A 26,197-nucleotide genomic window follows, 5' to 3' on the forward strand; every position below is an offset into this window, starting at 1 on the left:
TATGTCCAGCCATGATAAGTTACCCGGTGCGGTACTATAAATTACATAATCCGCCGTACCTGAATGTGCTTAAGGAGGAAAAAAGCATGGTAAACGAATACGAAATCAAAAAACAGATTTGCGACATCGGAAGAAGAATCTATAACCGTAACATGGTTGCTGCAAATGATGGTAACATCTCTGTAAAGCTTAATGACAACGAGTTCCTTTGCACACCTACTGGTGTATCCAAAGGCTTCATGACTCCAGAGTTCATCTGTAAAGTAGATGCTAAGGGAAATGTTCTTCAGGCTAACCCGGGATTCAAACCATCATCTGAGATCAAGATGCATATGAGAGTATATGAGAAGAGACCTGATGTAGGATCTGTTGTACATGCTCATCCGATTTATGCAACTTCCTTCGCTATCGCAGGTATCCCGCTTACACAGCCGATCATGCCAGAGGCAGTTATCGCTCTTGGATGCGTTCCGATCGCTGAGTACGGTACACCTTCTACAATGGAGATTCCGGATAACCTTGAGAAATATCTTCCATATTTCGATGCTGTTCTTCTTGAGAACCACGGAGCTCTTACATGGAGCACAGATCTGAACGCTGCATACATGAAGATGGAATCTGTAGAGTTCTATGCACAGCTTCTGTATCAGAGCAAGCTTCTCGGCGGCCCGAAGGAATTCGATAAAGAGAACATTAAGAAACTTTATGAGATCCGTCGTAAATTCGGTATGCCTGGAAAACATCCTGCAAACCTCTGTCAGAACAAAGACGGCCTGAACTGCCACAACTGCGGCGGCGCATGCCACAACGAGGACTACAAACAGTTCCCAGGATATCAGTATGATTTCGTAGGTGGAAGTGATGCTCCTGCAGCTGACACTGCTAATGCAGACGCAGAGTTAGTAGCTAAGATCACCAAACAGGTTATGGCTCAGTTAGGACTGAAATAATATAGAATAAATACCTGTAGCTGTAATCAGGACAGCTGCAGGTGACCTTAAAGGAGGAACAATCTCATGCCAATCAGCGAGAGCATGGTACAGGATATTGTACAGGAAGTAATGGCAAAAATGCAGATTGCAGACGCTCCGGCCGGTAAACATGGAATTTTCAAAGATATGAACGAAGCTATCGAGGCTGCAAAGGCATCCCAGAAGATCGTTCGGAAAATGTCCTTGGACCAGAGAGAAAAAATTATTACCTGCATTCGTAGAAAGACTAAAGAAAATGCAGAAATCCTTGCACGTATGGGTGTTGATGAGACCGGAATGGGAAATGTAGGAGATAAGATCCTGAAACATCATCTGGTAGCAGATAAGACCCCAGGTACAGAAGATCTCAGCACTACCGCATGGTCTGGCGACAGAGGACTGACTCTGATCGAGATGGGACCGTTTGGTGTGATCGGAGCGATTACTCCGTGTACCAACCCAAGTGAGACCATTCTGTGTAATACAATCGGTATGCTGGCTGGTGGAAATACAGTTGTATTCAACCCGCATCCGGCAGCAATCAAGACCTCTATTTATGCGATCAACCTTCTGAACGAAGCTTCCCTGGAAGCTGGCGGTCCGGACAATATCGCAGTTACAGTAGAGAAACCTACATTAGAGACAAGCAATATCATGATGAAACATAAAGATATCCCGCTTATCGCAGCAACAGGCGGCCCTGGCGTTGTTACAGCAGTTCTTTCCTCTGGAAAACGTGGAATCGGTGCTGGCGCAGGTAATCCACCGGCAGTTGTAGATGAGACAGCTGATATTAGAAAAGCTGCACAGGATATTGTAAATGGATGTACATTCGATAACAACCTTCCTTGTATTGCAGAGAAGGAAATCGTTGCAGTTGCTTCTATCGCAGATGAGCTTATGCATTATCTGGTAAGTGAGAATGACTGCTATCTGGCTTCCAAAGAAGAACAGGACAAGCTTGTTGAGACTGTTCTTGCTGGCGGCAAGCTGAATCGTAAATGTGTTGGACGTGATGCAAGAACATTACTTTCCATGATCGGAGTTAATGCTCCTGCAAATATCCGCTGCATCGTATTCGAAGGCCCGAAGGAACATCCACTTATCGCTACAGAGCTTATGATGCCAATTCTTGGTATGGTAAGAGCGAAAGATTTTGATGATGCAGTAGAGCAGGCTGTATGGCTTGAACATGGCAACCGCCACTCTGCACACATTCATTCCAAGAACATTGACAATATCACCAAATATGCGAAAGCAATCGACACCGCAATCCTTGTTAAGAACGCACCATCTTATGCGGCTCTGGGATTTGGTGGAGAAGGCTACTGCACATTCACCATTGCCAGCCGTACTGGTGAGGGACTTACAAGCGCAAGCACATTCACAAAGAGAAGACGTTGCGTAATGGCAGACAGCCTTTGCATTCGCTGACAGGAGGAACATAAAAAATGGATATGAATAACGTAAATATCGAAGAAATCGTAAAACAGGTTCTTGCAGGAATGGCAGGAACTGCTCCGGCAGCAGCTGCACCAGCTGCAGCACCTTCTGCTGCACCGGCAGGCGCTATCCCGAAAACCGCACACGTTGCAGTTCTTACAGAGAAAGAACATTTTGATATCAAAGAGTACCCGATCCCAGAAATAGGTGACGACGACATCCTTGTTAAAGTTGAAGGCTGCGGCGTTTGCGGTACTGATGCACATGAGTTTAAGAGAGACCCATTTAATCTGATCCCGGTTGCACTTGGACACGAGGGAACTGGTGAGATCGTTGCTATGGGTAAGAACGTTAAGACAGATACAGCTGGAAAACCGGTTAAGATCGGTGATAAAGTTGTTACATGTATGATCTTCAAGGATGATCCTGAGATTACAATGTTCGACCTGAACAAGAAAAACGTTGGCGGAGCTGATGTATACGGACTTCTTCCAGATGATGATGTTCATCTGAACGGATGGTTCTCCGATTACATCTTCATCAGAGGTGGAGAGTTCGGAAGCACATTCTTCAATGTAAGTGATCTTGATCTGGATTCCCGTATTCTGATCGAGCCATGTGCAGTTCTTGTACATGCAGTTGAGAGAGCAAAAACAACTGGTATCCTTCGTTTCAACAGCAGAGTTGTTGTACAGGGATGCGGACCAATCGGTCTTATCTGCATCGCAGTTCTTCGTACCATGGGTATCGAGAACATCTGCGCAGTAGATGGAAATCAGCAGCGTCTTGATTTCGCTAAGAGAATGGGCGCTACCATGAGCGTAAACTTCATGGAGCACAAAGGAATCGAAGCACTTGCTGAGGCTGTTAAGGATCAGTTCGGCGGACATCTTGCAGACTTTGCATTCCAGTGCACAGGATCACCTGTTGCTCATGCAAACATCTACAAATTTATCCGCAACGGCGGCGGTCTTTGCGAGCTTGGTTTCTTCATCAATGGTGGAGATGCTACAATCAACCCGCACTTTGACATCTGCTCCAAAGAGATCACAATCGTAGGCTCCTGGGTATACACCTTAAGAGATTACGTTACAACATTTGACTTCCTTAAGAGAGCAAACGCAATCGGACTTCCAATGTCTGAACTGATCACAGACAAGTATCCGCTTGAGGAGATCAATGAAGCATTAAAGAAGAACCTTGCAATGACCGGTCTTAAGATCGCAGTTGTAAATAAATAATTGCCGGATAAAGGAGAATCAAGATGGCAGAAGCTGTAGGAATCTTGGAGGTGTTCGGACTGGCAACAGCATTTGTGGCGGCCGACGCCGGCTGCAAGGCAGCAAATGTCCATCTGGAGGTTTTTGATAAAAATAAACCTGCAAATGCGGACAGTCTGCCGGTACCGCTCCTTGTCTGCATCAAGTTCCGCGGAAGCGTGTCTGATGTAACAGAAGCTGTGGAAGCGGGAATCAGAGTAGCAGAGAGTATGACCGGTGTGGTACAGCACTACGTAATACCAAATCCGGAACCCGGTACACAAAAAATGCTGAAAATCAGCGCACTGGACAAGGAATAGTTATTGCTAACCAGTGGAAATACGTCTATAATAAGAACGAACAGTCATGCGGAGCATGACAGGTACCTCACAGCAAGTACGCTGGAGCGTACTTGAAAAGTTGAGATAATTCAGGAGGAATTCATTATGGCACAGGAAGCTTTAGGAATGGTAGAGACCAGAGGACTTACAGCTGCAATCGAGGCAGCAGATGCAATGACAAAAGCAGCAGAGGTTACACTGGTTGGTACAGAGAAAATCGGATCCGGTCTTGTAACTGTTATGGTTCGCGGTGATGTTGGAGCTGTTAAAGCAGCAGTTGAGAGTGGAAGCGCAGCAGCATCCAGACTTGGAGAGCTTGTAGCTACACACGTAATCCCAAGACCTCATACAGATGTGGAGAAGATCCTTCCAAGCATCTAATGAACTAAAAGGAGTTCGCTCATGAGTAAATCATATGGTTTTATTGAAATCACAGGTGTTGTAGCGGCTATGGATGCCCTGGACATCATGTGTAAAACGGCAGACGTTGAGCTGGCGTCATGGGAGCGTAAGCTGGGCGGACGACTGGTGACCATTATTGTACAAGGCGATGTGGCAGCTGTTACCGAGGCTGTAGAAGCAGCGGCGACACAGGCCATCAAGAAACCGGCAAGCTATGCAGTAATTGCCAATCCCCATGAGGAAATCGTCAAAATGGTGGAGTTAAGCGCAAGTCGATGGAAAAAGAAAAAGGGGGATGAATAATGGCTGACGAAGAAAAGAAAGAGACAGCGAAAAAAGCAGCCCCTAAAAAGGCAGCCGCTCCAAGAAGAACGGCCAGAACAACCAGAGCAAAAGCAGCAGAAGTGAAGACTGAAGAGCCTAAGACTACTGCAGCAGAAGTAAAGAGTATTGAGAACAAACATATAGAAGCTGAGAAAACAGCAGATCATAAGGAGGAAAAAATCATGACACAGGAAGCATTAGGAATGGTAGAAACCAGAGGACTTACAGCAGCTATCGAGGCAGCTGACCAGATGTGTAAAGCAGCTAACGTTGCATTAGTTGGAACAGAGAAGATCGGATCCGGTCTTGTAACTGTTATGGTTCGTGGAGATGTTGGAGCAGTTAAATCTGCAGTTGAGAGCGGAAGCGCAGCAGCATCCAGACTTGGAGAGCTTGTAGCTACACACGTAATTCCGAGACCTCATACAGATGTTGAGAAAATCCTTCCAGTTCTGAAATAAGTAAAATAAAAGTTCCCACAAAGTGGCTGTAAAGGCGGCAGATATGCTGACCGTCTGTACAGCCATTTGGTGGATAGAAAGCGGGTGTACTTTTGGAAACTAATAATGTTGAGCTGATCACCAGAATGGTGCTGGATGCTCTTAATAAAAAAGAAGAAAAAGGCAATGGCTTCATGGTGCCGATCGGGGTTTCCGCAAGACACATCCACCTGACACAGGAACATGTAGAAGCTTTGTTTGGACCTGGATATCAGCTTACGAAGAAGAAAGAGCTTATGGGCGGACAGTTTGCTTCCAACGAGACTGTTACGATCGTTGGACTGAAGCTTCGTGCCATTGAGAATGTACGCATTCTTGGACCGGTCCGTAAGGCATCCCAGGTTGAGGTATCTGCTACAGACGCCATCAAGCTTGGTATGAAAGTACCGGTACGTGAGTCAGGAGATGTTAAGGGAAGTGCTCCTATTGCAATTGTCGGACCGAAAGGTGCGATCTATCTGAAAGAGGGATGTATCGTAGCAATGCGTCACATCCACATGTCCCCGAAGGATGCACAGGCAGCCGGCGTGAAGGATGGAGATATCGTTTCTGTTAAGGCAGACAATGAGAGAGGAACTATTTTCAATCAGGTGAAGATCCGTGTAGACGACAGCTTTACACTGGAGATGCACATTGATACAGATGAAGCAAATGCAGCAAAAATTGCCACAGGCAATACAGTTACAATTATAAAGTAATGTAAGAGAAATTTGGAGGTTCACATGATAGTTGGCAAGGTAGTAGGAAGCGTTGTTTCCACAAGAAAAAACGAAAAGCTGATCGGCAATAAGTTTATGATCGTGGAACCGGTTCATCACATGAAAGGTGACCTCAGCCAGATTGTTGCAATCGATATTATCGGTGCAGGAATCGGAGAATATGTATTGGTGGCACAAGGAAGCGCGGCAAGAATTGGCTGCGGCGTAGAAACAGCACCGGTAGATGCTGCCATTGTAGGTATCATTGATGACGGTGCAGGATTGGAGTAACGCCATGGATATCAAAGAATTACAGAATATTATACAGGAGAATGGTGTAGTTGGTGCCGGTGGTGCAGGATTCCCTACATATATGAAGCTGACAGACAAGGCGAATACCATTCTTATGAACTGTGCAGAGTGCGAACCTTTACTGAAATTACATAGACAGTTATTAGAGAAGCACGCATACGAAATTATGAAAACATTCCATATGGTTCAGGAGACAGTAGGCGCCTCTGAAGCAATCATTGGAATTAAGAAATCTTATGTTCAGACAGTAAATGCTCTGAAACAGCATATTGAAGAATTCCCTGGAATGCGCATCCATCTTCTGGATGAGGTATATCCTATGGGAGATGAAGTTGTACTGATCTATGAAGCAACTGGTAGAGTTGTAAGACCTGGCGGACTTCCTATCGAGCAGGGAGTTGCAGTGTTCAACGTAGAGACATTGTACAATATTTACCGTGCGGTAGAGAAAAAAGAGCCTGTAACAGATAAATATGTATCTGTTGTAGCTGAGGTTAATCATCCGGTAACTGTAAGAGTACCTCTTGGATGTACCATGGATGATGTGGTTGCCCAGGCAGGCGGAACTACTGTAAAAGACCCGGTTTACTTTATTGGTGGACCGATGATGGGAAGAATCGGAAAAGGTTCTGACCCTGTAACGAAGACAACTAATGCGATCCTGGTTCTTCCAAAGGACCATCTGATCGTACAGAAGAAGATGCGTACATCTTCTATAGATCTGAAACGCGCAGCATCTATCTGCTGCCAGTGTAATACCTGTACAGATCTTTGCCCACGTAACAATCTGGGACATCCGATTGATCCGGCACGTTTCATGCGTGCAGCATCCAATCATGATTTCCGGGATGTAAATCCATATATTAATGCAAGCTTCTGCAGTTCCTGCGGTGTTTGCGAAATGTATGCATGTCCGCAGAGCCTTGCTCCAAGAACACTTCTTGCAGACATGAAGGGCGGACTTCGCCAGGCAGGTATTCGTCCTCCTCAGGGAGTACAGCCAGTACCAGTTAAGGAATCCAGAGAATACCGTAAGGTTCCGGAAGAGCGTCTGATGGCACGTCTTGGTCTTACAAAGTATGACAAAGATGCACCAATGGACGAGACACTGGTTGAGATTCCAAAGGTTAAAATTCTTCTTAGCCAGCATATCGGAGCTCCTGCCCAGGCAGTTGTAAAGGTTGGAGATCAGGTGACAAGAGGTCAGATGATCGCTTCCCCAGCCCAGGGCTTAAGTGTTGGTATTCATGCAACCATCTCTGGTAAAGTTACCGAAGTGACAGACCGCTGGATCGTAGTTGCAAAGAATTAGAAAGGACGTGCAGAAAATGAGTAAAGCAATCGGAATGATTGAATTCAAAACTACAGCTACCGGCGTTACTGCAGCAGATGCAATGGTTAAGACATCTGATGTAGAAATCGTTGAGGCGCAGACCGTGTGTCCGGGTAAATATATTGCAATTATTACCGGTGATCTTAGTGCGGTAAAAGCTGCTGTTGATACAGCTGTAGCAACATATGAAGACAAGTGTATTGACAGTTTTGTACTGGGCAATCCACACGAGTCACTTTTCCCGGCTATTTACGGAACTACCCAGGTTGAGGAGATCAGCGCACTGGGAATTCTTGAAACATATGATGCAGCTTCCATTATTGAAGCTGCTGATCAGGCTGCAAAAACTGCAATTGTTGATCTTATCGAGCTTCGTATCGCCAAAGGTATGTGCGGAAAATCTTACATGATGATCACAGGTGAGGTTTCTGCTGTATCTGCATCAATCGACAGAGCGAAAGAGCTTGTTGCAGAAAAAGGCATGTATCTGGATTCATCTGTTATCGCACATCCGGATAAGAGAATGATCGACAGCCTTCTGTAAGTTTCTGGTCTGTAAAATATAAGAACGCGGAGGGGACCTGAATATGCTTGCATTAGAGAGACGAAATCTGATCCTTGAAAAACTACAGAATGAGAAGCGTGTGGTAGTAAGTGAACTAAGTCAGTTATATGGGGTTTCAGAAGAGACCATCAGACGTGACCTGGATAAGCTGGAGAAGGAAGGGCTGGCAATCAAAAGCTACGGCGGTGCTGTGATCAATGAAGATGTAAGTATTGATCTTCCTTTCAATGTACGCAAGAATCAGAATGTAGTTGGGAAACAGAAAATGGCAGAAATCGTAGCCTCTCTTGTGCATGAAGGGGAACATCTGCTTCTGGACGCCAGCACAACTGCGGTGTTCGTTGCAAAAGCATTAAAAGAAAAAGAGCGCCTGACGGTGATCACCAATTCCATGGAGATCCTTCTGGAGCTGGCAGATGTGTCAGGGTGGAATATTATTTCCACAGGCGGGATGATGAAGGAAGGCTATCTGGCCTTCCTTGGCTCCCGGACAGAAGAAGTCATACGCTCTTATTTTGTAGATACCGTTATTTTTTCCTGCAAGGCTCTTGATGAGAAGTGGGGAATCATGGAATCACAGGAAGCTTTTGGAACAGCCAAAAAAGCGATGCTGGATTCAGGACGTAAGAAGATCCTGGTTGTGGACAATACGAAATTTGACCAGACTGCATTTTCAGTTGCGGGGAGAATGCGGGATATTGATATCGTCGTGACAGATATGAAGCCTTCTGACAAATGGCTGAAGCTTTTTGAAGCAGCAGGCGTGGAATGCAGATATCCGGAATCTGTCCGATAGAAGCTTTCTTATACAAAAGAGAGCTGCAATAAAGGAGCATTGAATTATGAAAACTTTTGAAATGAAAACAGTCATCCATTTTGGTGACAATGCCCTGGATAGACTGGCAGAACTGCCATACAAAAAAGTTCTGGTGATCACCGATCCGTTCATCGCAAAAGGGGAAATGATCAATCTGATCACAGACCCGTTGAAACGCGGTGGCAAGGAGTTTGAAGTATTCAGTGATGTTGTACCGGACGCACCGGTAGGAAAAATCGCAGAAGGTGTAAAGAAGTTTCTGGAATACCAGCCAGAAGTTGTGGTCGCTGTGGGTGGCGGTTCCGCAATTGATTCCTCTAAGGCAATCCGTGAGTTTGCCCTGAAGATCAACAATTATGGAAAAGTAGGTCTTATCGCAATTCCGACTACAAGTGGTACAGGATCTGAGGTTACTTCTTTTGCAGTTGTAAATGATACAGAGAACCATGTAAAGTATCCGCTTATTTCAGACAGCCTTACTGCTGATGAAGCAATTCTGGATGCAGAACTGGTAAAAAGTGTTCCACCTTCTATTACAGCGGATACAGGTATGGACGTACTGACTCATGCAATTGAGTCATATGTAAGTATCAATCATAATGAATTTTCATCTGCCCTTGCAGAAAAGGCAATCGAAATCTGCGGTGTCTTTCTGTTAAGAGCTTATCTGGACGGCAATGATATGCATGCCCGCCAGAAAATGCACGTAGCTTCCTGTCTTGCAGGACTTTCCTTTAACACAGCAGGACTGGGAATTACACATAGTATGGCTCACCAGCTTGGCGCTGTTTTCCATATTCCTCATGGACGTGCCAACGCTATGCTGCTTCCGCACATTGTGGAGTTTAATGCGAACATCAACAAGCACAGCAAGAGCCAGAAAGAATATCTTCCGGCGGTAAAGAGATATGCAAATATCGCCCACATTCTTGGACTTAGCAATTACAACAAAGTAATGTCCGTAAGATCTCTTGTAAACTGGATCCAGTTTATGCAAAAAGAGATGAATATTCCGCTTACCATTCAGGAAATCGGAACAATTTCACCGGATGAGTACTTCGAGGCAATTGACAAGATGGCAGACGCAGCACTTGCAGACGCTTGCACACCGGCCAACCCAAGAGTTCCAACCAAGGAAGATATTGTGAAGATCTACAAGAAATTGTGGTCATTCTGATTCAGACAACATAGAGTCTGCATTAGGCAGGCTTTCAAAAAGGGAATCTTTTTTATAGAAAAGGTAGAAGCTATGAAAAGATCAAAGAGAATAGAGGCTTTGGACAAAAGGGCGGTAAATCTTGACGGATTTATTGATGAATGGCCGGAAATGGGATTTGTGGCTATGAAAAGCCCTTATGATCCAGAGCCTTCTGTAAAAGTAGAAAATGGCGTGATCACAGAACTGGATGGAAAGAAGAGAGAGGATTTTGATTTCCTGGATCAGTTTATTGCAGATTATGCCATCCGTATAGATCGGGCAGAGGAAGCGATGAAAATCCCTTCTCTGGAGATCGCAAGGAAAATTGTGGATATCCAGACCCCGAGAAAAGAAATCCTCACTATAGTATCAGGTATCACACCGGCAAAAATGGCAGAGGTTATTAATCATCTGAATGTGGTAGAAATGATGATGGGCATGCAGAAGATGCGTGCCAGAAAGGTGCCGGGAAACCAGGCACATATTACCAACCTGAAGGATGATCCGGTTCAGATCGCAGCAGATGCGGCAGAAGGAGCTCTCAGAGGTTTCCGTGAAGAGGAGACTACCATGGGTGTTGCCAGATATGCACCTTTTAGTGCAATTGCTCTGCTGATCGGTTCCCAGGCAGGAAAAAAAGGTGTTCTGACCCAGTGTTCCGCAGAGGAAGCCACTGAGCTGGAACTTGGTATCCGTGGATTTACTACTTATGCAGAAACCCTTTCCGTATATGGTACGGAGAAGGTTTTTGTAGATGGAGATGATACCCCATACTCCAAGGCATTTTTAAATTCCGCATATGCCTCCAGAGGTCTGAAAGTAAGATTTACTTCAGGCGCTGGTTCAGAGGTACTGATGGGAAGCAGTGAAAAGAAATCCATGCTTTATCTGGAGTGCCGATGTCTTTATGTGACAAAGGGCGCCGGCTCCCAGGGAATCCAGAACGGTTCTGTAAGTTGTATCGGTGTGGCCGCAGGTGTACCAGCCGGTATCAGGGAAGTTATGGGAGAGAATCTTGTGGCAGCTCTTCTGGGGCTGGAATGTGCTTCCTCCAATGACCAGAGCTTTTCCAATTCCGATATGAGAAGGACAGCAAGAACCATGTTGCAGTTTATGCCGGGAACAGACTTCATATTCTCAGGATATGCGGCAGAGCCAAACTATGATAATATGTTTGCAGGTTCCAACTTTGATGCGGAAGATTTTGATGATTACAATGTACTGCAAAGGGATATGCAGGTAGACGGTGGTCTTCGTCCTGTAACAGAGGAAGAAGTGATCCGTGTACGCTGCACAGCGGGAAAGGCAGTCCAGGCAGTATTTAAATATCTGGGGCTTACGGAGATCACAGACGAGCAGGTGGAGGCTGTAACCTACGCCCATGGAAGCAAGGATACTTTGGACAGAGATTCCGCAGCAGATATCATGTCTGCTGATGATCTTATGAAACGCGGGATCACAGGAATTGATGTGGTAAAGGCTCTTGCGGAAAGCGGTTACACAGAGCTTGCTGAAAGCATCCTGAACATGCTGAAACAGCGTGTGATCGGAGATTATATGCATACGGCTGCGATTCTGGATGAGAAATTCCAGGTAATGTCTGGTGTCAATACTCCAAATGATTACATGGGTCCTGGAACCGGATACCGTGTAACTGGAAAACGCTGGGAGGAGATCAAGGCGATCCCTCACAGAATTGATGTAAATGAATTTTAGGAGGCTGTGCTATGGAAATCAATGATCAGCTTATACAGGCTGTCACCAGGGCTGTGATCGAGCAGCTGCAAAAAAATGCACAGTCCGGTACAGATACAAATGCCCAGGAACAGCTGACAGAAGTTATGGCTTCTTCCAGTGCATCCCTGGCAGGTAAAACCAGAATGCATCCCAAGCATTCTTACGATGGTGCCATTCGTGCCGTCAAAGGAACAGATCCAAAGGAGATCGTTATCGGTGTGGGAGCTGCTTTCCAGACGGAGATCAGATCTACCATCGGAGGAATCCCTCTTGCTGAGGTCCTTCGCAATGTGAAGGCTGGAATCGAGGAAGAAGGAATGACCTCCCGTGTTGTGAAGGTTCTGGATACGTCTGATGTGGGATTTATGGCGCTGGAAGCTGCCAGGCTTTCCGGTTCCGGAATCGGCATCGGGATTCAGTCCAAGGGGACTACGGTAATCCATCAGAAAGATTTGTATCCTTTGTCAAATCTGGAGCTTTTTCCACAGGCACCTCTTATGACGTTGGATACCTACCGCAAGATCGGCAGGAATGCGGCAAAATATGTAAAGGGTGAGAAGGTAACTCCAATTGCGTGTACCAATGATCCTATGGTTCGCGCCAAATATCAGGTCAAGGCAGCTCTGATGCACATTATTGAGACAGAGCAGCTGGATCCGGAAAAAGGCATGATCGAGTGGGAGGGTACAAAATGAGCAATTATCCGTTAGGCGTAAATGAAGCAGACACCATTACCTCCAAGACCGGCAAAAGGCTGGATCAGATCACTCTTGATGAGGTAAAAAAAGGCAATATCACAGCAGAGGATATCAAAATATCCTCCGAAATGCTGAAAAGACAGGGACAGGTAGCACATGAGGCAGACAATCCACAGATGGAAGCCAATTTTGAGCGCGCATCTGAACTGGTAAATGTCCCGGATGATGTGATCCTGAACATGTACAACAAGCTGCGTCCAAACCGTTCCACAAAGCGGGAACTGGTACTTATGGCACAGGAGCTTCTGGAAAAATATCACGCTCCACATTGCGCCAAGCTTGTATTGGAAGCAGCAGAAATATACGAAAAGAGGGGAATTCTTCTTTGAAACTGATCGCAGGTGTTGATATAGGAAATTCCACAACTGAAGTATGTATCGGCGGTTTGGATGAAAATGGAAAGCTTCATTTTTTGTCCAGCGCATCCCGTATGACCACAGGGACAAAAGGAACTCTTCCAAATGTCCATGGAATCAAAGCAGCTCTTGAAGAGGCTATGGAGCAGATCCATCAGCCAGTGCAGGTTCTTGATGAGGTGAGACTCAATGAAGCTGCGCCTGTGATCGGGGATACAGCCATGGAGACGATCACAGAGACGATTATCACAGAGTCTTCTATGATCGGTCACAATCCATCCACTCCGGCAGGAGCAGGGGAGGCAGTTGGAGAGCTGATTTTTCTGGAAAATATAGAAAAAGCAAAAGAGAATGTTCCCTATATCGTAGCAGCAGCCGACCGGTTTTCCTATGAGGAAGTGGCAGCAAAGCTGAACCGGTATTGTTTGCAGCTGGATATCAGAGGCCTGATCCTTCAGGCGGATGAGGCAGTTCTGGTGGAAAACAGGTTAAACAAAGAAATTCCCATTGTGGATGAAGTTCGTCATATCAGCAGGATTCCGGAAGGAAAGCTGGCAGCCATTGAGGTGGCACTTCCCGGAACCAGTATCCGGATGCTTTCCAATCCCTACGGAATTGCAACCCTGCTGCGGCTGGATGCCAGGGAGACCAGGGCTGTGACACCCATTGCAAAAAGCCTTGTAGGGAAGCAAAGTGCAGTGGTGATCCGCACACCCCATGGAAATATCCACGAGAATATCCTTCCTGCCGGTGAGATTTTCTTTCACGGTGAGAAGGAAACAAAAGTAAATATTGATGCCGGAGCGTCAAAAATCATGGAAACTCTTGCAAAAGCAGGGGGAATCCGGGATATCAGCGGTCAGGCAGATACAAATGTAGGAAATATGTTTGCTAGGATCCGAAGGGGAATGGCTGATGTGGCAGGAACAGGGGAAAAAGAGTATCAGGCAGATCAAAGTATCCGCATTACCGATATTCTTGCTGTTGATACCCTGGCACCTGTTAAGATAGCTGGAGCCCTTGCTGGGGAATCCTGTATGGAGAAGGCGGTTGGAATTGCCGCAATGGTAAAGACCCAGCATCTTCCCATGGAGCAGATTGCCAGGAAGCTGGAGGAAGAGCTTCATGTAAAGGCTGTGGTAGCCGGCGTGGAAGCCGTGATGGCTTCGCTTGGAGCCCTTACTACACCGGGAACAGAGCTTCCTCTTGCTGTTCTGGATATGGGAGGCGGTTCCACTGATGCTGCGGTTTTGGAAACAGACGGGCAGATCCGGACCACCCATCAGGCTGGCGCCGGGGAGCTGGTTTCCATGCTGATCCAGACAGAACTTGGTCTTCACAGCCGTACAACTGCAGAGCAGATCAAGAAATACCCCATGGGAAAGGTGGAAAGCCTGTTCCATATGCGTCTGGAGAACGGTGCCATGCGGTTTTTCTCCGAATCCATTGACCCGAGATATTATGGTCATGTAGTGCTTCTGGCACCAGGGGAGCTGCTTCGTGTGGAAGAGGACATTCCCATGGAGCGTATTCTGGAGATTCGACGAGATGCCAAAAAAAAGGTTTTTGTGGAAAATGCCATCCGGGCGCTTCAGGAGGTTGCGCCGGAGCATGAGCTTCGAAACCTGAAAAATGTGGTTCTGGTTGGTGGCTCGGCCCAGGATTTTGAAATCCCGGAAATGCTGATGGATGCCCTTTCCCAGTACCGTATTGTTTGCGGAAGAGGGAATATCCGTGGTATCATGGGTCCGAGAAATGCAGTTGCTACAGGACTTGTCCTGTCAGGAGGCGCAGATGATCGTTAACAAACCGGCAATCATAATCTATACGAAAGATCCGGATTCGGATTTTCTTCGGGAAATCTGTGCCGGAATTGAAGAGGAAGGGGTGCTTTACCAGGTGTCGCCTTACGAAGGAGACCTGGATACACTGGCTTATGAAGCAGCAAAGCAGTCCATGCTGGGCTCAGGTATCGGAATCACAAGAGGACGCATAGCCATGCAGATGAGCCGTCTTCCAAAAGGAAAAAATGTTTTTGAGCTGAATATGCCCCGTTTCTGGCAGTGCCGGAATCTGGGAGCAAACAGTGCAAGAGCAATCAAGAAAATGCCATTTAAATCACTGTATCCGGCAGAAACTGAAAGATACAGTTAAGAGGGATAGCCATTATGAGTATTTACACAAAAGGTGGAGACAAGGGAACAACAAGTCTTGTCCATACGAAAAATGTTTCTAAATCTGATGACAGGATCCAGCTGGAGGGAACCATAGATGAACTTACCAGCCACATTGGCGTGGTGAAAACCATGGTAAGTGACGGGGACACTATCCGTTTCCTGGAAAAGATACAGGAGACTTTGATCACAGTGATGGCAGGAGTGGCTGACCCGTATAACAGAGAATACAAAATAAACGATGATAAGACAGAGCTTCTTGAGGAAGAAATTGACCGTCTGGAGGCGCTTTTCAACAGACCCAAACAGTTTATTCTTCCAGGAGCATGCCGTCTGTCTGCGGAAATCGATGTGACACGTACCGTTGCAAGGAGGGCAGAGCGCGCTCTTGCTGCTGTCAGTGTGAAATTCGGTTCCGATACAGGCACCAAGAAATATATGAATCGTCTGGCTGATTATCTGTATGTGCTGGCAAGATATGAGGATGCCAGGGCAGCAGAAGGGAAAAAATGTGGTCAGAAAGAAATTGGAGGTACCGGTATGCTCACAGAAGAAGCTGTTGGAAAATCAGAAAAAACGGATATCGCTTCAGGAGCAGCGTCCCGGCAAAGCATTGAAGCAGCAGATGAGGATGTGATTCAGGCGGTGCTTCGAAGAATCGGCATGCAGAGCCGGATCACTCTTGATGGTGCCAAAAAGCTGATCGAAAAGATTGAGCAGGAAGCATTAAGAAGAGGGAAAAAAGCGGTGATCGCTGTGTGCGGACCAGATGGAAATCCCATTGCAGTTCATGTAATGGATGGGGCTTTTCTGGTAAGCTTTGATGTGGCTTTGAAAAAGGCCTACACCTCTGTTGCAGTGAAGATGTCTACCATGGAATTATCCAAGCTGGCTCAGCCAGGCGGAACCTTCTACGGGGTAGATAAGATGGACGGCGGCAGAATCGTGATTTTCGGAGGCGGAGTACCACTGAAGTCCGGAGACACCATTATCGGAGGTCTTGGCATAAGCGGCGGTACAGGAGAGGAAGATCACAGCCTTGCGGAATATGCACTGTCTGTATTGCCGGAGATTTTATAATTGAAATACGAAAGAACCCTGCTTTTTTGTCGATATAAATCCGGCAAACCAAGCAGGGCCTTTTTATGGGGCTTTTGTGATTATTATGGAAAAGAAAGACTATTTTTTCAGGAAAGAGAAAAAGCCTTTCTTTTTTTCGTAAGGAGCTTTTGAGACAGAGAGCAGTTTATAGCCTGTTTTATCAATGGTTTCTCTCAGCTTCGCTTCGTCAAGATCGTTTTCTGTAAGAATAACAGTTTCGCCCTTTGTGTGAGACGAGGTGACTTTGGTTACTGAAAAGTTATTGCGAATACTTTCATTAATATGGGATTCGCACATTCCACACATCATTCCGTCTATTTTTAATGTGATCTGCTGCATAATGTATTCTCCATTTCATAATAAATTTGCCATATTAGCAGATGCTTTTTAAAGTTAAAAACATCCCTATGGCATGTCCTAAGAAGAAGCGGAATTAAAGCTCGCACTAGAGTCTGTTTGAAAAATCATTCCCGCAATCTGCACGCCCCACTTTGCGGTATATTTCACCCGTATTCGGTTGTCGTAGCCCGCTACGACGCCCTCATCCGGGTAAAATCTCCCACAAATTGTGACGCACATCTTGTGGAAAGCCTTTTTCAAACAGGCTCTAGAGCGTGTTTGAAAAATCATTCCCGTGATCTGTATGCTCTGCTTTGCGGCTTGTTTTACCTGCATTATAATATTACAGCTAAGCGGTATAATCAAATTTAACAAAGGACAACTCACAGTTTGCAATACGGCTGCAGATATTTACTGCTGAATACATGACTACAGAAAATTCCCCGTCAATGGTATCTACATGAAGGTAACGTCCATCAGCGGAAATTTCAGCATGTTTCACATCGCCTCGCTCTGTAAGTTCTTTTATGATTTCATTTGCCTGGTCTTCGGTAACAGCTTTTGATAAATGATAACATCTTCCCATGATCCAACAGCTTCCCTTCTTCGTACTTTTGTTAGCATTTTCTAACTGAAAATATTATAGCACGTTTGAAGAAAAAGAAAACTCTGATAACTGATAAAATTTATCATTTATATGTCGGATTATGGGAGAATTTTACGACCGAATTTCGTTGTAATAGCAGTCAGCTTTTGTTAGAATAGAAGAAACGAAAGAGAAAAACAATTTCTGATTTTCTGCGGCGTTCTGCAGCAGTATGTGCGGACAGTTTTCTGCCATGGGCTTATCTGCCTGATCAGTAGCAATTCCATCATCCATTTACTTGAAAATCTCTTGCATAAGGGTCCTGGAATAAGAGACCATTCTGAAAAAATGGCATGTATAGCGAAATAAGGACAAACAGGGGCTTTTTTCGCGTCTGTACAGCAAAAGAAAGCGCATAAAGTGCGTCAACGTAGCCTGTGAGAATACAGGAATGCTTCTCTGTCGTTCTTCTGACGACAAAAATAACATCTCTTCTACATATCTGAAACGTTAGAAGAAAAGAAGGGGAAATCTGTCCCTTATTTACGGGCGGACATCTGGCCAGTGCCCGCCCGCTGATCAACTCTTTTTGTATTTTCCCGGTGTAGTTCCCTTGTACTTTTTGAAGGTACGGATAAAATAGCTTAAGTCATTGAAACCGTTGCGGTACGCAATATCCGTGACGGAGTCATCGGTTGTTGAAATCTCATAGCAGGCATGCTCGATCCTTTGGCGGTTCAGGTAGTCCATAGGTGTCTGATGTGTCATTTCAGAAAAGAAACGGCAGAAATATTTTGGCGACATGGATACCGAATCAGACAGCTGCCCCAGGGTAAGAGGGGAAGCATAATTTTTTTCAATGAATTCCACCACCTGCTTCAGCTGAAGAATGCGTTTGTAATCACGACGTGCCTTGGGCTGGCTGTCCAGATAGTAATGATTACTAAAAACGATACCAAAAAAGTGGTAAAATTGTCCGATTATAGAAAGCTCATATCCGGGCTTGTGCTGCTCCATAGCCTGAAAAAGTGAATTTACGACACTTAAAATATCTGGATAACGATTGTCAAAGTGGTGAAAAATCAGAATATCCTGGTGGACGATCTTTTGGATATGATCGGCACAGACGGAATTCAGCTTCAAAAATACGTTCATATCAAATACAATGCACTGATAGACACAATTTACAGGAATTCCAGAATGTAAAATTCCACTATGGATAAAAATTACATCACCCTGTACTGCTTTGAAACTTTTTTCGTCTAAAGTGACGGTAAATTCTCCGGAAAGAATCCGGATAATTTCATATTCCACATGCCAGTGGTAAGACATAACATATTTGGGATGGTTTCGGTCAATGTGATGAAACTCAAAAGGAAACTCATAAGTGCCTCTGGGACGGTCTTCGTTCTGATCAATAATCTGCAAAATCTTTCTTCCCTTCAAAAATTTATAGAAATTTTGTTGTTTCGACAGAAAAGGTGAATATTGTACTATTATTTGCTATTATAGCACAAGTAATTTTCCAGAATCAATCCTATAATAAAAAATATGAGAGGCCAGGAGAGGGAGAGGCTTTTCCCGACAGTGGCACCCCAGGCACAGCGCCTGAGAACGAAATGAAAGAACAATTTAAATTATTTATAACAGGAGGTATGAAACTACTATGGCAAAGAGCAGATTAATCGGAAGCTACCCTGTAATCGGTATCAGACCAACAATCGATGGACGTAGAGGAGCTCTTGATGTAAGAGGATCTCTGGAAGAGCAGACCATGAACATGGCGAAATCCGTTAAGGAATTATATGAGGCAAACTTAAGATATTCCAACGGTGAGCCTGTAAAAGTTGTAATAGCTGACACAACGATCGGACGTGTTGGTGAGGCTGCTGCCTGCGCAGACAAGTTCAGACATGAAGGCGTTGATATTACCGTAACTGTTACACCTTGCTGGTGCTACGGTGCAGAGACAATGGATATGGATCCACAGACCATCAAGGCTGTATGGGGATTTAATGCGACTGAGAGACCAGGAGCTGTTTACCTTGCTTCCGTTCTTGCTACACATGCACAGAAAGGCCTTCCGGCTTTCGGTATCTATGGACATGAGGTTCTGGATGCTGACGACACAGAAATGCCAGAAGACGTAAAAGAAAAAATGTTAAGATTCGGCCGTGCAGCAGTTGCAGTTGCAACTATGAGAAACAAATCCTGGCTGCAGATCGGTTCCGTTACAATGGGTATCGGCGGATCTATCATTGACCCTGATTTCATCGAGTCCTATCTTGGCATGCGTGTTGAGTCTGTTGACGAGGTTGAGATCATCCGTCGTATGACAGAAGGCATCTATGATCACGAAGAATTTGACAGAGCTATGAAATGGGCAAAAGAGAACTGCACCATCGGTTTCGACAAGAACCCGCCAGAACTTCAGATGTCAGAAGAGCAGAAAGAAGAGCAGTTCGAGTTTGTTGTTAAGATGGCAGTTATCATCCAGGAGCTTATGAATGGATGTGATAAGCTTGATCCGAAATTCTCTGAGGAGGCAATCGGACATAACGCAATCGCTGCTGGTTTCCAGGGACAGAGACAGTGGACAGACTTCTATCCGAACGGTGACTTCGCAGAGGCTATGCTGAATACTTCCTTTGACTGGAACGGAGCAAGAGAGCCATATATCCTTGCTACAGAGAACGACGTTCTCAACGGTCTTGGAATGCTGTTTATGAAACTTCTTACAGGACGTGCCCAGATGTTCGCAGATGTTCGTACATACTGGAGTGCAAATGCTGTAAAACGTGTTACAGGATATGATCTTGAGGGTGTTGCAAAAGAAAACGATGGTATCATCCATCTGATCAACTCTGGCGCATGCTGCCTTGACGCTTCCGGTGTTGTAAAGGATGAGAACGGCGAAGGCGTTATGAAGGAATGGTGGAATGTAACAGAGGAAGACCAGAAAGCCATCATGAAAGCTACTACCTGGAATGCAGCTGATAACGGATACTTCCGTGGCGGCGGATTCTCCTCCAGATTTGAGACAAGAGCTACTATGCCGGCAACCATGATCCGTCTGAACCTTGTAAAAGGTCTTGGACCGGTTCTTCAGATCGCAGAGGGCTGGACTGTAGAGCTTCCAGAGGATGTATCTGATACACTTTGGAAACGTACTGACTATACATGGCCATGTACATGGTTCGTACCGAGATGCGATGGCAAAGATGGCGCATTTAAGAGTGCATATGATGTTATGAACAACTGGGGCGCTAACCACGGTGCAATCTCCTATGGACACATTGGAGCAGATCTGATCACAATGTGCTCTATGCTGAGAATCCCGGTTTGCATGCACAATGTACCGGAAACGGATATCTTCCGTCCGGCAGCATGGAATGCATTCGGAATGGATAAAGAAGGTGCAGACTTCAGGGCTTGCAAGAACTATGGACCTCTTTACAAATAAGCAGATTGTATAATTTTCTTCTTTCGATTTCTTAAGATTCGTGAAAGAAGGGTGCGAGGGAGCAGGATTTCAGGTCCTGCTCCTTTATTGTCTGAAGTGTATCCACAAAACATTTCTGTAATTTTTCCTGTGTATTACGAAGTAGATTGTTGTAAAATGGGTGGACTGCGATATAGATACAAAAAAGGAAAATAATGTAAGAAAAATGGTTGCAACTTTCCTGTTGTGTGGTACAATGAAAAATGACATAAAAAAGTATATAACAGGGAAAAGGGGATATATATGAAGAAAAAGCTGGGAATACTGCTGGCTGCGGTTCTTACTTTCTGCATGTCTGCTACAGTTTTTGCAGATGCAGGAAAGACACAGCAGGTAGATTATAAGACCGATTATTATATGATCGTTGAGTCACCAGACGGTGGCGTAGACATGTATTCAGAGGCAAGTGCTGACAGCCCGAAGCTGAATGATGAGCTTATTCCCAATGGGACAGCGATTCATGTAGAAGGTGAGAGCGCGGATGAGGCTGGCAAGACATGGATTTATGCGCAGCTTCACAGTGTATTTGGCTTTTTACAGGAGGACTACCTGAAGCCTGCCACTCTTGCAGAGGCAATCGCGTCAGAGCTGGCCTTGTATGGAAGCACGGATGTGAATTATGACATTACAGTAAATGCCAAAGAAGATGGCTCCGTTTCTCTTTACAAAGGTCCTGGAAAGAAATATGGTACAGTTTCCGGCGGCTGCAATATTGCCAATGGTGAGAAGCTTCATATTGATACAGAAGTGGATACAGGTAAAGATGGCGTATGGGGAAAGACAGAAGCAGGGGATGTTTCTGGCTGGGTGAATATCGCCCAGGCGACGAACACAGAAGAGAAATCTGTAGAATTGATTCCGGAGACAGAAGCAGAAGAGGAGTCCGCAGGTGATTCCAGAGTCGCAGAGGGCAGTGCTGAGGATACAGCAGAGACTGGCAGTGCTTCTGTACAAAAGGAAGAGGCCAAGCCAGAAGAGGCAACTGTAACCAGTACGCCGACTCCGGCACCGACCAGTACCAATACCCCGACCCCTGAACCGACCAGTACAAGTACCCCGACTCCGGAACCAACCAGTACCAGTACGCCGACCCCAGAGCCGACCAGCACCAGTACGCCGACTCCGGAACCAACCAGTACCAGTACACCAACTCCGGAGCCAACTGAAACAATAGCTCCTACAGAAGCGCCTACAGCTACAGCAGCACCTTCTGAAAGTGCAGGAGAAGAAGCTTCCAGTGAGAAGGTAGAGAGCACATCAAATGGAATGAGCTCTGCAATCTGGATCCTGATCGTGGTGATCATTATTGGAATCGCAATTGTAATCTGGCTTCTTAAGAGAAATAGCAAAAAAAGCGAATAATAAAACAGAATAGAATAAATGAAAAGCTCTGCCGGAAATTCTGGCGGAGCTTTTTTCATAGGAGATAAAGTTTTATTTGTTGATAACAACACCTTTTTGAAGCATAACGTTTGCATAAACTGCTTTTTCACCAGTTGCGATGATGCAGTATGCCTTTTTAGCCTCTTCGTAGAATGCGAAACGCTCGATATTTCCCACGGCCTCGGCGCCACGCTCGTCATGTTTGGAAACAATTTCTTTATAGGTATCCCAGATCGGAGTTTTAACCGGATCACCTGGCATAACTTCCATTAAGGTAACTGGTTTCTCAACATAAGAGTCAAGCGGGATAACGGTAAGAATTGCATCCAGAAGCTCAGGAACACCATGTCCATCGCAACGTACAACAACTGCATTTTTTCCCATGGATTCTACAGGGAAGTTCCCATCTGCAATGACAATACGGTCACTGTGACCCATCTCGCATAAAACTTTTAAAAGCTGTGGTGAAAGTATTTCCGGAATTCCTTTTAACATAATATGATTCTCCCTTCGTAATTTTGAAAGTATTCTACTCTATAAGGTACCTTTATCTGAAGAATTTTTCAAGGTAAAATTTTACGCAAAAAGATGAAATATTTACTGTTGACAGAAATAGGCAAAAGAGGTAATATGAACTCAAACAGAAACGTTTCGGTTTCTGAAAAACAGAAGAGTCACAGTCTGTATTTACAGGCAGAAGGAGGAGAATATGCCACTTGTTACATCTAAGGAAATGTTATTGAAAGCCCAGCAGGGTGGTTATGCAGTCGGTGCATTTAATGCAGAGAATATGGAGATGGTGAAGGCAATCATTCAGGCCGCTGAGGAGCTGAAAGCACCTGTTATGATCCAGACGACTCCATCCACGATCAAATATGGTACTCTGGAGACTTACCAGGCGATTGTTGCAGCAGAGGCAGCAAAGGCTTCTGTACCTGTTTGTCTGCATCTTGACCATGGCAGCAGCTTTGATCTTGCCATGAAGGCTCTGAAAGCTGGTTACACTTCTGTTATGATCGATGGATCCAAGCTGGACTATGAAGGTAATATTGAGGTGAGCAAGAAAGTGGCTGATGTAGCAGCTTCCATGGGAATTCCATGTGAGGCAGAGCTTGGCAAGGTGGGAGGTAAAGAGGACGATCTGGTTGCTGTTGCAGATACGAATACAGACACGCAGGAAGCCAGGGAGTTTGTTGAGCGTACAGGAGTTACATCCCTTGCTGTTGCAATCGGTACTGCACATGGTTTTTATGTAGGCACTCCGGTACTGGATAAAGAGCGTCTGAGTGAGATCCGTGCAGTTGTAGATATTCCACTTGTTCTTCATGGTGCTTCCGGACTTAGCGACGAGGATGTTATGGATTGCGTAAAGAGAGGAATCTGCAAGGTTAACTTTGCTACAGAGCTTCGTGCAGCATATTCCAAAGCTGTCAGAGAGACATTGGAGGATGAGAAGGTATTTGACCCTAAGGCATACGGCAAGGCAGGAATTGCGGCTGTGAAGGAACTGGTAATGGCCCGCATGAAGGTTTGTGGCTGTGACGGAAAGGCCAGATAAGAGGCGGTTTTATGGCAGCGACGATGAAAGATATTGCCAGACGGACAGGGCTTGGTCTGGCAACGATTTCCTCTTATTTTAACGGGGGTAATGTAAGAGAGAAGAACCGCATTAAAATCGAAGAAGCCATCGAAGAATTACACTACGAAGTAAATGAAGTTGCCCGTGGATTGAAGACAAATGCTACGAAAACGGTAGGCGTGGTAATCCCGGAGCTGAACAATGTATTTTGTGCTGAGATTATCAGTGGGATGGAGGACATCCTGCGCAGCCATGGATATGCAGCGATTGTCTGTGACTGTAGAACGGATAAGAAGCTTGAGAAGGAAGCTGTGGATTTCCTCACAAGGAAGAGGGTAGATGGAATTATCAATATGCCGGTAGATATGACTGGAGCCCATCTGAGAGAATTCCAGAGGACAGGTAAACCCATTGTGCTCATTGACCGAATGATCCAGGATATTTCCTGTGATTGTGTACTGGTTGACAATGAGGATGCTGCCAGAAAGGCAGTCACTATGCTGGTAGAGCAGGAGCATCATAAAATCGGGCTGATTGGAGGCCCTGATGAAGTGTTTACAGCCAGACAGCGTATGCTAGGCTATATGAAAGCGCTCAAGGCACATGGAATCGAAGTGGACGAGAAGCTGATCTGTCATGGGGATTACACCATTCAGGGAGGCGTTCAGGCTGTGGAAGAGCTGGTGAAGGAGAATCCAGATATGACAGCTGTCTTTGTGACTAATTACGAGATGACGATGGGAGCTGTGATCGGGCTTAATGAGATGGGAGTGTCCATGCCAGAGGAGATATCACTGGTGGGATTTGATAATCTGCCTTTTGCACGTGCATGCAGACCTTCTCTTACGATTGTTTCCCAGCCTACGGAGAAAATCGCCAGGGAAACTGCCCAGATCATGCTGGAACGACTTGAAGGAAGAGAAAATCTTCCAGAACATATTGTACGGAAACTTCAGACTGATATTTTTATGGGGAAATCCATACGGAGACAAGGATGAGTAAAGACTATTTATTAGGAATTGATATTGGAACCAGTGCCTGCAAGGTTGCTATATTTGATAAAAATGGACAGGTGATGGCTTCCGCAAATGGAGACTATCCTGTTTATTACCCGCATGAGGGATGGGCACAGCAGAAACCAGATGAGTGGTGGGATGCAGTATGTGCGGCTATTAAAGAATGCCTGAAGAAGGGAAAGATTTCAAACGGGCAGATCGCAGGTGTGGGAATTGATGGACAGAGCTGGTCTGCCATTGCCATTGACCGTGAGGGAAATGTCCTGACAGATACACCTATCTGGATGGATACAAGAGCGCAGGAAATCTGTGACAGACTCAATAATGAAATTGGCAGGGAGAACATTTTCCAGGTTGCCGGGAATTCTCTTCAGCCTTCTTATACGACGGCGAAGATCCTGTGGTATAAGGAAAATATGCCTGAAATATATAATCAGATTTATAAGATCCTTCAGTCTAACAGCTTTATTGCTTACAGGCTGACTGGCGCAATCACACAGGATCTGTCACAGGGATACGGTTTGCATTGTTTTGACATGCGCACAGGTACCTGGGATGAGCAGATGTGTGAGAAGCTTGGAATTCCAGTTGATTTTTTACCGCAGATCGTTCCATGTGATCAAGTGGTTGGGACTGTGACGAAAAAGGCAGCAGCACAGAGTGGCCTGGCAGAAGGAACTCCGGTAGTGGCAGGAGGGCTGGATGCTGCGTGTGGCACACTTGGCGCTGGAGTGATCCATCCAAGTGAGACACAGGAGCAGGGAGGACAGGCTGGTGGTATGAGTATCTGTACAGATACCTATAAGGCAGATCCAAGTCTGATTCTGGGATTTCATGTGGTGCCTGGACAGTGGCTTCTTCAGGGGGGAACTACCGGAGGCGGCGGAGTTATGCGCTGGTTCGAGCGGGAGTTCGCAGATTATGAGAGAAGCCGTAAGGAAGAAACGGGAAAATCTTCCTTGGATCAGTTAAATGAGATTGCCGATGAAGTGCCTGCTGGAAGTGATGGTGTTGTATTTCTTCCGTATATGTCCGGTGAGCGTTCTCCTATCTGGAATCCATACGCAAAAGGTGTTTTTTATGGCCTTGATTTTGCCAAGACAAAGGGGCATATGGTGAGAGCGTGTATGGAGGGCGTTGCGTTTTCTCTGCGCCATAATCTTGAAGTTGCAGAGGCAGCAGGTGCCAGGGCTGAGGTACTTCGTGCTATGGGTGGATCAGCAAATTCTCTTCTCTGGACACAGATCAAGGCAGATGTGACAGGTAAGACAGTTGTGGTTCCTGCTTCGGATACTGCGACTACATTAGGAGCAGCGATACTGGCAGGTGTTGGTGTTGGATTCTACAAAGATTATGAGGAAGCGGTTTCTATGACAGTCAAGGAGACAAGACGCCATGAGCCCAATCCTTCAAATAAAGAAATTTATGATAAGACATACCGTACATACAGAGCATTATATGAGTCTCTCAAGGATATGATGGTGCGGCAGTAAGGAGGTATTA

At 45.6% G+C, this 26,197-nt stretch carries 30 protein-coding genes; 25 read left to right on the forward strand and 5 right to left on the reverse strand.

Annotated features, from left to right (window positions below; translation table 11 throughout):
• Positions 1 to 86 precede the first annotated feature (86 nt).
• The 19 genes from ACTQWB_RS13270 (at position 87) to ACTQWB_RS13360 (ending at position 16,268) form a co-directional block, all read left to right on the forward strand.
• Entirely contained in the window at positions 87 to 950 is an 864-nt protein-coding gene (locus tag ACTQWB_RS13270; RefSeq protein ID WP_173717925.1) for a class II aldolase/adducin family protein, read from the forward strand.
• Positions 951 to 1,016: 66 nt separating this feature from the next.
• Positions 1,017 to 2,405 (forward strand): aldehyde dehydrogenase family protein, encoded by a 1,389-nt coding sequence (locus tag ACTQWB_RS13275; RefSeq protein ID WP_441502054.1) that lies wholly within the window; start codon positions 1,017 to 1,019, stop codon positions 2,403 to 2,405.
• A gap of 17 nt (positions 2,406 to 2,422) precedes the next feature.
• Complete coding sequence (locus ACTQWB_RS13280; RefSeq protein ID WP_441502055.1) at positions 2,423 to 3,655, forward strand: zinc-binding dehydrogenase; 1,233 nt, start codon at positions 2,423 to 2,425, stop codon at positions 3,653 to 3,655.
• 23 nt (positions 3,656 to 3,678) lie between these two features.
• Positions 3,679 to 3,993 carry a BMC domain-containing protein gene (locus ACTQWB_RS13285; RefSeq protein WP_226817966.1) on the forward strand — a complete coding sequence of 105 codons (315 nt, stop codon included), beginning with the start codon at positions 3,679 to 3,681 and terminating at the stop codon, positions 3,991 to 3,993.
• A 126-nt stretch (positions 3,994 to 4,119) separates the two neighbouring features.
• The gene (locus ACTQWB_RS13290) at positions 4,120 to 4,395 is read left to right on the forward strand and encodes a BMC domain-containing protein (protein WP_118577773.1); all 276 of its coding nucleotides are present in this window, start codon (positions 4,120 to 4,122) and stop codon (positions 4,393 to 4,395) included.
• 21 nt (positions 4,396 to 4,416) lie between these two features.
• Complete coding sequence (locus tag ACTQWB_RS13295; protein ID WP_441502056.1) at positions 4,417 to 4,719, forward strand: BMC domain-containing protein; 303 nt, start codon at positions 4,417 to 4,419, stop codon at positions 4,717 to 4,719.
• A 203-nt stretch (positions 4,720 to 4,922) separates the two neighbouring features.
• Positions 4,923 to 5,201 (forward strand): BMC domain-containing protein, encoded by a 279-nt coding sequence (locus ACTQWB_RS13300; RefSeq protein WP_005427721.1) that lies wholly within the window; start codon positions 4,923 to 4,925, stop codon positions 5,199 to 5,201.
• 92 nt (positions 5,202 to 5,293) lie between these two features.
• Complete coding sequence (gene pduL, locus ACTQWB_RS13305) at positions 5,294 to 5,938, forward strand: phosphate propanoyltransferase (RefSeq protein ID WP_117850748.1); 645 nt, start codon at positions 5,294 to 5,296, stop codon at positions 5,936 to 5,938.
• Between the two features lie 24 nt (positions 5,939 to 5,962).
• Positions 5,963 to 6,229, forward strand: coding sequence for a EutN/CcmL family microcompartment protein (locus ACTQWB_RS13310; RefSeq protein WP_178730802.1), 267 nt, complete (start codon positions 5,963 to 5,965; stop codon positions 6,227 to 6,229).
• A 4-nt stretch (positions 6,230 to 6,233) separates the two neighbouring features.
• Complete coding sequence (locus ACTQWB_RS13315; RefSeq protein ID WP_441502057.1) at positions 6,234 to 7,562, forward strand: 4Fe-4S dicluster domain-containing protein; 1,329 nt, start codon at positions 6,234 to 6,236, stop codon at positions 7,560 to 7,562.
• A 16-nt stretch (positions 7,563 to 7,578) separates the two neighbouring features.
• Positions 7,579 to 8,127, forward strand: coding sequence for a BMC domain-containing protein (locus ACTQWB_RS13320; RefSeq protein WP_441502058.1), 549 nt, complete (start codon positions 7,579 to 7,581; stop codon positions 8,125 to 8,127).
• A 43-nt stretch (positions 8,128 to 8,170) separates the two neighbouring features.
• Positions 8,171 to 8,944 (forward strand): DeoR/GlpR family DNA-binding transcription regulator, encoded by a 774-nt coding sequence (locus tag ACTQWB_RS13325; protein WP_441502059.1) that lies wholly within the window; start codon positions 8,171 to 8,173, stop codon positions 8,942 to 8,944.
• Positions 8,945 to 8,990: 46 nt separating this feature from the next.
• A complete protein-coding gene (locus tag ACTQWB_RS13330; RefSeq protein WP_441502060.1) occupies positions 8,991 to 10,142 on the forward strand; it encodes a 1-propanol dehydrogenase PduQ in 1,152 nt (383 codons plus the stop codon).
• 72 nt (positions 10,143 to 10,214) lie between these two features.
• On the forward strand, positions 10,215 to 11,879 hold the full coding sequence (locus tag ACTQWB_RS13335) for a propanediol/glycerol family dehydratase large subunit (protein WP_441502061.1): 1,665 nt from the start codon (positions 10,215 to 10,217) through the stop codon (positions 11,877 to 11,879).
• 11 nt (positions 11,880 to 11,890) lie between these two features.
• Entirely contained in the window at positions 11,891 to 12,595 is a 705-nt protein-coding gene (locus ACTQWB_RS13340) for a propanediol/glycerol family dehydratase medium subunit (protein WP_441502062.1), read from the forward strand.
• Positions 12,592 to 12,987: a diol dehydratase small subunit gene (locus ACTQWB_RS13345; protein ID WP_441502063.1), complete on the forward strand. Its 396-nt coding sequence runs from the start codon at positions 12,592 to 12,594 to the stop codon at positions 12,985 to 12,987. Before ACTQWB_RS13340 ends, ACTQWB_RS13345 begins: the two co-directional genes overlap by 4 nt.
• On the forward strand, positions 12,984 to 14,819 hold the full coding sequence (locus ACTQWB_RS13350; RefSeq protein WP_441502064.1) for a diol dehydratase reactivase subunit alpha: 1,836 nt from the start codon (positions 12,984 to 12,986) through the stop codon (positions 14,817 to 14,819). The genes ACTQWB_RS13345 and ACTQWB_RS13350 overlap by 4 nt, the downstream gene beginning before the upstream one ends.
• A complete protein-coding gene (locus tag ACTQWB_RS13355; protein WP_441502065.1) occupies positions 14,809 to 15,168 on the forward strand; it encodes a glycerol dehydratase reactivase beta/small subunit family protein in 360 nt (119 codons plus the stop codon). The genes ACTQWB_RS13350 and ACTQWB_RS13355 overlap by 11 nt, the downstream gene beginning before the upstream one ends.
• A gap of 14 nt (positions 15,169 to 15,182) precedes the next feature.
• Positions 15,183 to 16,268 (forward strand): cob(I)yrinic acid a,c-diamide adenosyltransferase, encoded by a 1,086-nt coding sequence (locus ACTQWB_RS13360; RefSeq protein ID WP_441502066.1) that lies wholly within the window; start codon positions 15,183 to 15,185, stop codon positions 16,266 to 16,268.
• A gap of 99 nt (positions 16,269 to 16,367) precedes the next feature.
• Here the strand turns inward: ACTQWB_RS13360 and ACTQWB_RS13365 are convergent, their stop codons facing one another.
• The gene (locus ACTQWB_RS13365) at positions 16,368 to 16,628 is read right to left on the reverse strand and encodes a heavy-metal-associated domain-containing protein (protein ID WP_441502067.1); all 261 of its coding nucleotides are present in this window, start codon (positions 16,626 to 16,628) and stop codon (positions 16,368 to 16,370) included.
• 78 nt (positions 16,629 to 16,706) lie between these two features.
• Positions 16,707 to 16,856 carry a DUF6783 domain-containing protein gene (locus ACTQWB_RS13370; protein WP_441502123.1) on the reverse strand — a complete coding sequence of 50 codons (150 nt, stop codon included), beginning with the start codon at positions 16,854 to 16,856 and terminating at the stop codon, positions 16,707 to 16,709.
• On the opposite strand from ACTQWB_RS13370, the gene ACTQWB_RS13375 reads away from it, so the two are divergent.
• The gene (locus tag ACTQWB_RS13375) at positions 16,788 to 17,000 is read left to right on the forward strand and encodes a DUF6783 domain-containing protein (RefSeq protein WP_441502124.1); all 213 of its coding nucleotides are present in this window, start codon (positions 16,788 to 16,790) and stop codon (positions 16,998 to 17,000) included. The two genes, ACTQWB_RS13370 and ACTQWB_RS13375, sit on opposite strands and share 69 nt — an antisense overlap.
• On the opposite strand, the gene ACTQWB_RS13380 is transcribed toward ACTQWB_RS13375, so the two are convergent.
• Complete coding sequence (locus ACTQWB_RS13380) at positions 16,978 to 17,214, reverse strand: hypothetical protein (protein ID WP_441502068.1); 237 nt, start codon at positions 17,212 to 17,214, stop codon at positions 16,978 to 16,980. The two genes, ACTQWB_RS13375 and ACTQWB_RS13380, sit on opposite strands and share 23 nt — an antisense overlap.
• A 579-nt stretch (positions 17,215 to 17,793) precedes the next feature.
• Positions 17,794 to 18,642, reverse strand: a complete 849-nt coding sequence (locus ACTQWB_RS13385; RefSeq protein WP_441502069.1) for an AraC family transcriptional regulator — start codon at positions 18,640 to 18,642, stop codon at positions 17,794 to 17,796.
• A 238-nt stretch (positions 18,643 to 18,880) separates the two neighbouring features.
• On the opposite strand from ACTQWB_RS13385, the gene ACTQWB_RS13390 reads away from it, so the two are divergent.
• Both ACTQWB_RS13390 and ACTQWB_RS13395 read left to right on the forward strand, forming a co-directional pair.
• A complete protein-coding gene (locus ACTQWB_RS13390) occupies positions 18,881 to 20,677 on the forward strand; it encodes an L-fucose isomerase (RefSeq protein ID WP_226817957.1) in 1,797 nt (598 codons plus the stop codon).
• A gap of 282 nt (positions 20,678 to 20,959) precedes the next feature.
• On the forward strand, positions 20,960 to 22,078 hold the full coding sequence (locus ACTQWB_RS13395; RefSeq protein WP_441502070.1) for a hypothetical protein: 1,119 nt from the start codon (positions 20,960 to 20,962) through the stop codon (positions 22,076 to 22,078).
• A 72-nt stretch (positions 22,079 to 22,150) separates the two neighbouring features.
• Here ACTQWB_RS13395 and ACTQWB_RS13400 read toward each other — a convergent pair whose 3' ends face one another.
• On the reverse strand, positions 22,151 to 22,594 hold the full coding sequence (locus tag ACTQWB_RS13400; RefSeq protein WP_226815114.1) for an RbsD/FucU family protein: 444 nt from the start codon (positions 22,592 to 22,594) through the stop codon (positions 22,151 to 22,153).
• A gap of 214 nt (positions 22,595 to 22,808) precedes the next feature.
• Between ACTQWB_RS13400 and ACTQWB_RS13405 the strand changes: the two genes are divergently transcribed.
• From ACTQWB_RS13405 to xylB, 3 genes are read left to right on the forward strand one after another with little or no spacing between them, the layout of a single operon-like run.
• On the forward strand, positions 22,809 to 23,657 hold the full coding sequence (locus ACTQWB_RS13405) for a class II fructose-bisphosphate aldolase (RefSeq protein WP_441502071.1): 849 nt from the start codon (positions 22,809 to 22,811) through the stop codon (positions 23,655 to 23,657).
• An 11-nt stretch (positions 23,658 to 23,668) separates the two neighbouring features.
• Complete coding sequence (locus ACTQWB_RS13410; RefSeq protein WP_441502072.1) at positions 23,669 to 24,676, forward strand: LacI family DNA-binding transcriptional regulator; 1,008 nt, start codon at positions 23,669 to 23,671, stop codon at positions 24,674 to 24,676.
• A complete protein-coding gene (gene xylB, locus ACTQWB_RS13415) occupies positions 24,673 to 26,187 on the forward strand; it encodes a xylulokinase (RefSeq protein ID WP_441502073.1) in 1,515 nt (504 codons plus the stop codon). The genes ACTQWB_RS13410 and xylB overlap by 4 nt, the downstream gene beginning before the upstream one ends.
• Positions 26,188 to 26,197 lie beyond the last annotated feature (10 nt).

Origin of the sequence: Blautia sp. HCP3S3_H10_2 (assembly GCF_052122375.1) — a bacterium.
In the GTDB taxonomy this organism is placed as follows: Bacteria; Bacillota; Clostridia; order Lachnospirales; family Lachnospiraceae; genus Blautia_A.

Bases quoted from the DNA above. Each gene is read 5' to 3' on its own strand.
- ACTQWB_RS13335 (WP_441502061.1), top strand. From the start codon at position 10,215: ATGAAAAGATCAAAGAGAATAGAGGCTTTGGACAAAAGGGCGGTAAAT.
- ACTQWB_RS13325 (WP_441502059.1), top strand. From the start codon at position 8,171: ATGCTTGCATTAGAGAGACGAAATCTGATCCTTGAAAAACTACAGAAT.
- ACTQWB_RS13395 (WP_441502070.1), top strand. From the start codon at position 20,960: ATGAAGAAAAAGCTGGGAATACTGCTGGCTGCGGTTCTTACTTTCTGC.
- ACTQWB_RS13355 (WP_441502065.1), top strand. From the start codon at position 14,809: ATGATCGTTAACAAACCGGCAATCATAATCTATACGAAAGATCCGGAT.
- ACTQWB_RS13410 (WP_441502072.1), top strand. From the start codon at position 23,669: ATGGCAGCGACGATGAAAGATATTGCCAGACGGACAGGGCTTGGTCTG.
- ACTQWB_RS13315 (WP_441502057.1), top strand. From the start codon at position 6,234: ATGGATATCAAAGAATTACAGAATATTATACAGGAGAATGGTGTAGTT.
- ACTQWB_RS13340 (WP_441502062.1), top strand. From the start codon at position 11,891: ATGGAAATCAATGATCAGCTTATACAGGCTGTCACCAGGGCTGTGATC.
- ACTQWB_RS13270 (WP_173717925.1), top strand. From the start codon at position 87: ATGGTAAACGAATACGAAATCAAAAAACAGATTTGCGACATCGGAAGA.
- xylB (WP_441502073.1), top strand. From the start codon at position 24,673: ATGAGTAAAGACTATTTATTAGGAATTGATATTGGAACCAGTGCCTGC.
- ACTQWB_RS13295 (WP_441502056.1), top strand. From the start codon at position 4,417: ATGAGTAAATCATATGGTTTTATTGAAATCACAGGTGTTGTAGCGGCT.
- ACTQWB_RS13400 (WP_226815114.1), bottom strand. From the start codon at position 22,594: ATGTTAAAAGGAATTCCGGAAATACTTTCACCACAGCTTTTAAAAGTT.
- ACTQWB_RS13380 (WP_441502068.1), bottom strand. From the start codon at position 17,214: ATGGGAAGATGTTATCATTTATCAAAAGCTGTTACCGAAGACCAGGCA.
- ACTQWB_RS13320 (WP_441502058.1), top strand. From the start codon at position 7,579: ATGAGTAAAGCAATCGGAATGATTGAATTCAAAACTACAGCTACCGGC.
- ACTQWB_RS13365 (WP_441502067.1), bottom strand. From the start codon at position 16,628: ATGCAGCAGATCACATTAAAAATAGACGGAATGATGTGTGGAATGTGC.
- ACTQWB_RS13360 (WP_441502066.1), top strand. From the start codon at position 15,183: ATGAGTATTTACACAAAAGGTGGAGACAAGGGAACAACAAGTCTTGTC.
- ACTQWB_RS13285 (WP_226817966.1), top strand. From the start codon at position 3,679: ATGGCAGAAGCTGTAGGAATCTTGGAGGTGTTCGGACTGGCAACAGCA.
- ACTQWB_RS13290 (WP_118577773.1), top strand. From the start codon at position 4,120: ATGGCACAGGAAGCTTTAGGAATGGTAGAGACCAGAGGACTTACAGCT.
- ACTQWB_RS13330 (WP_441502060.1), top strand. From the start codon at position 8,991: ATGAAAACTTTTGAAATGAAAACAGTCATCCATTTTGGTGACAATGCC.
- ACTQWB_RS13390 (WP_226817957.1), top strand. From the start codon at position 18,881: ATGGCAAAGAGCAGATTAATCGGAAGCTACCCTGTAATCGGTATCAGA.
- ACTQWB_RS13275 (WP_441502054.1), top strand. From the start codon at position 1,017: ATGCCAATCAGCGAGAGCATGGTACAGGATATTGTACAGGAAGTAATG.
- ACTQWB_RS13310 (WP_178730802.1), top strand. From the start codon at position 5,963: ATGATAGTTGGCAAGGTAGTAGGAAGCGTTGTTTCCACAAGAAAAAAC.
- ACTQWB_RS13300 (WP_005427721.1), top strand. From the start codon at position 4,923: ATGACACAGGAAGCATTAGGAATGGTAGAAACCAGAGGACTTACAGCA.
- ACTQWB_RS13280 (WP_441502055.1), top strand. From the start codon at position 2,423: ATGGATATGAATAACGTAAATATCGAAGAAATCGTAAAACAGGTTCTT.
- ACTQWB_RS13345 (WP_441502063.1), top strand. From the start codon at position 12,592: ATGAGCAATTATCCGTTAGGCGTAAATGAAGCAGACACCATTACCTCC.
- ACTQWB_RS13405 (WP_441502071.1), top strand. From the start codon at position 22,809: ATGCCACTTGTTACATCTAAGGAAATGTTATTGAAAGCCCAGCAGGGT.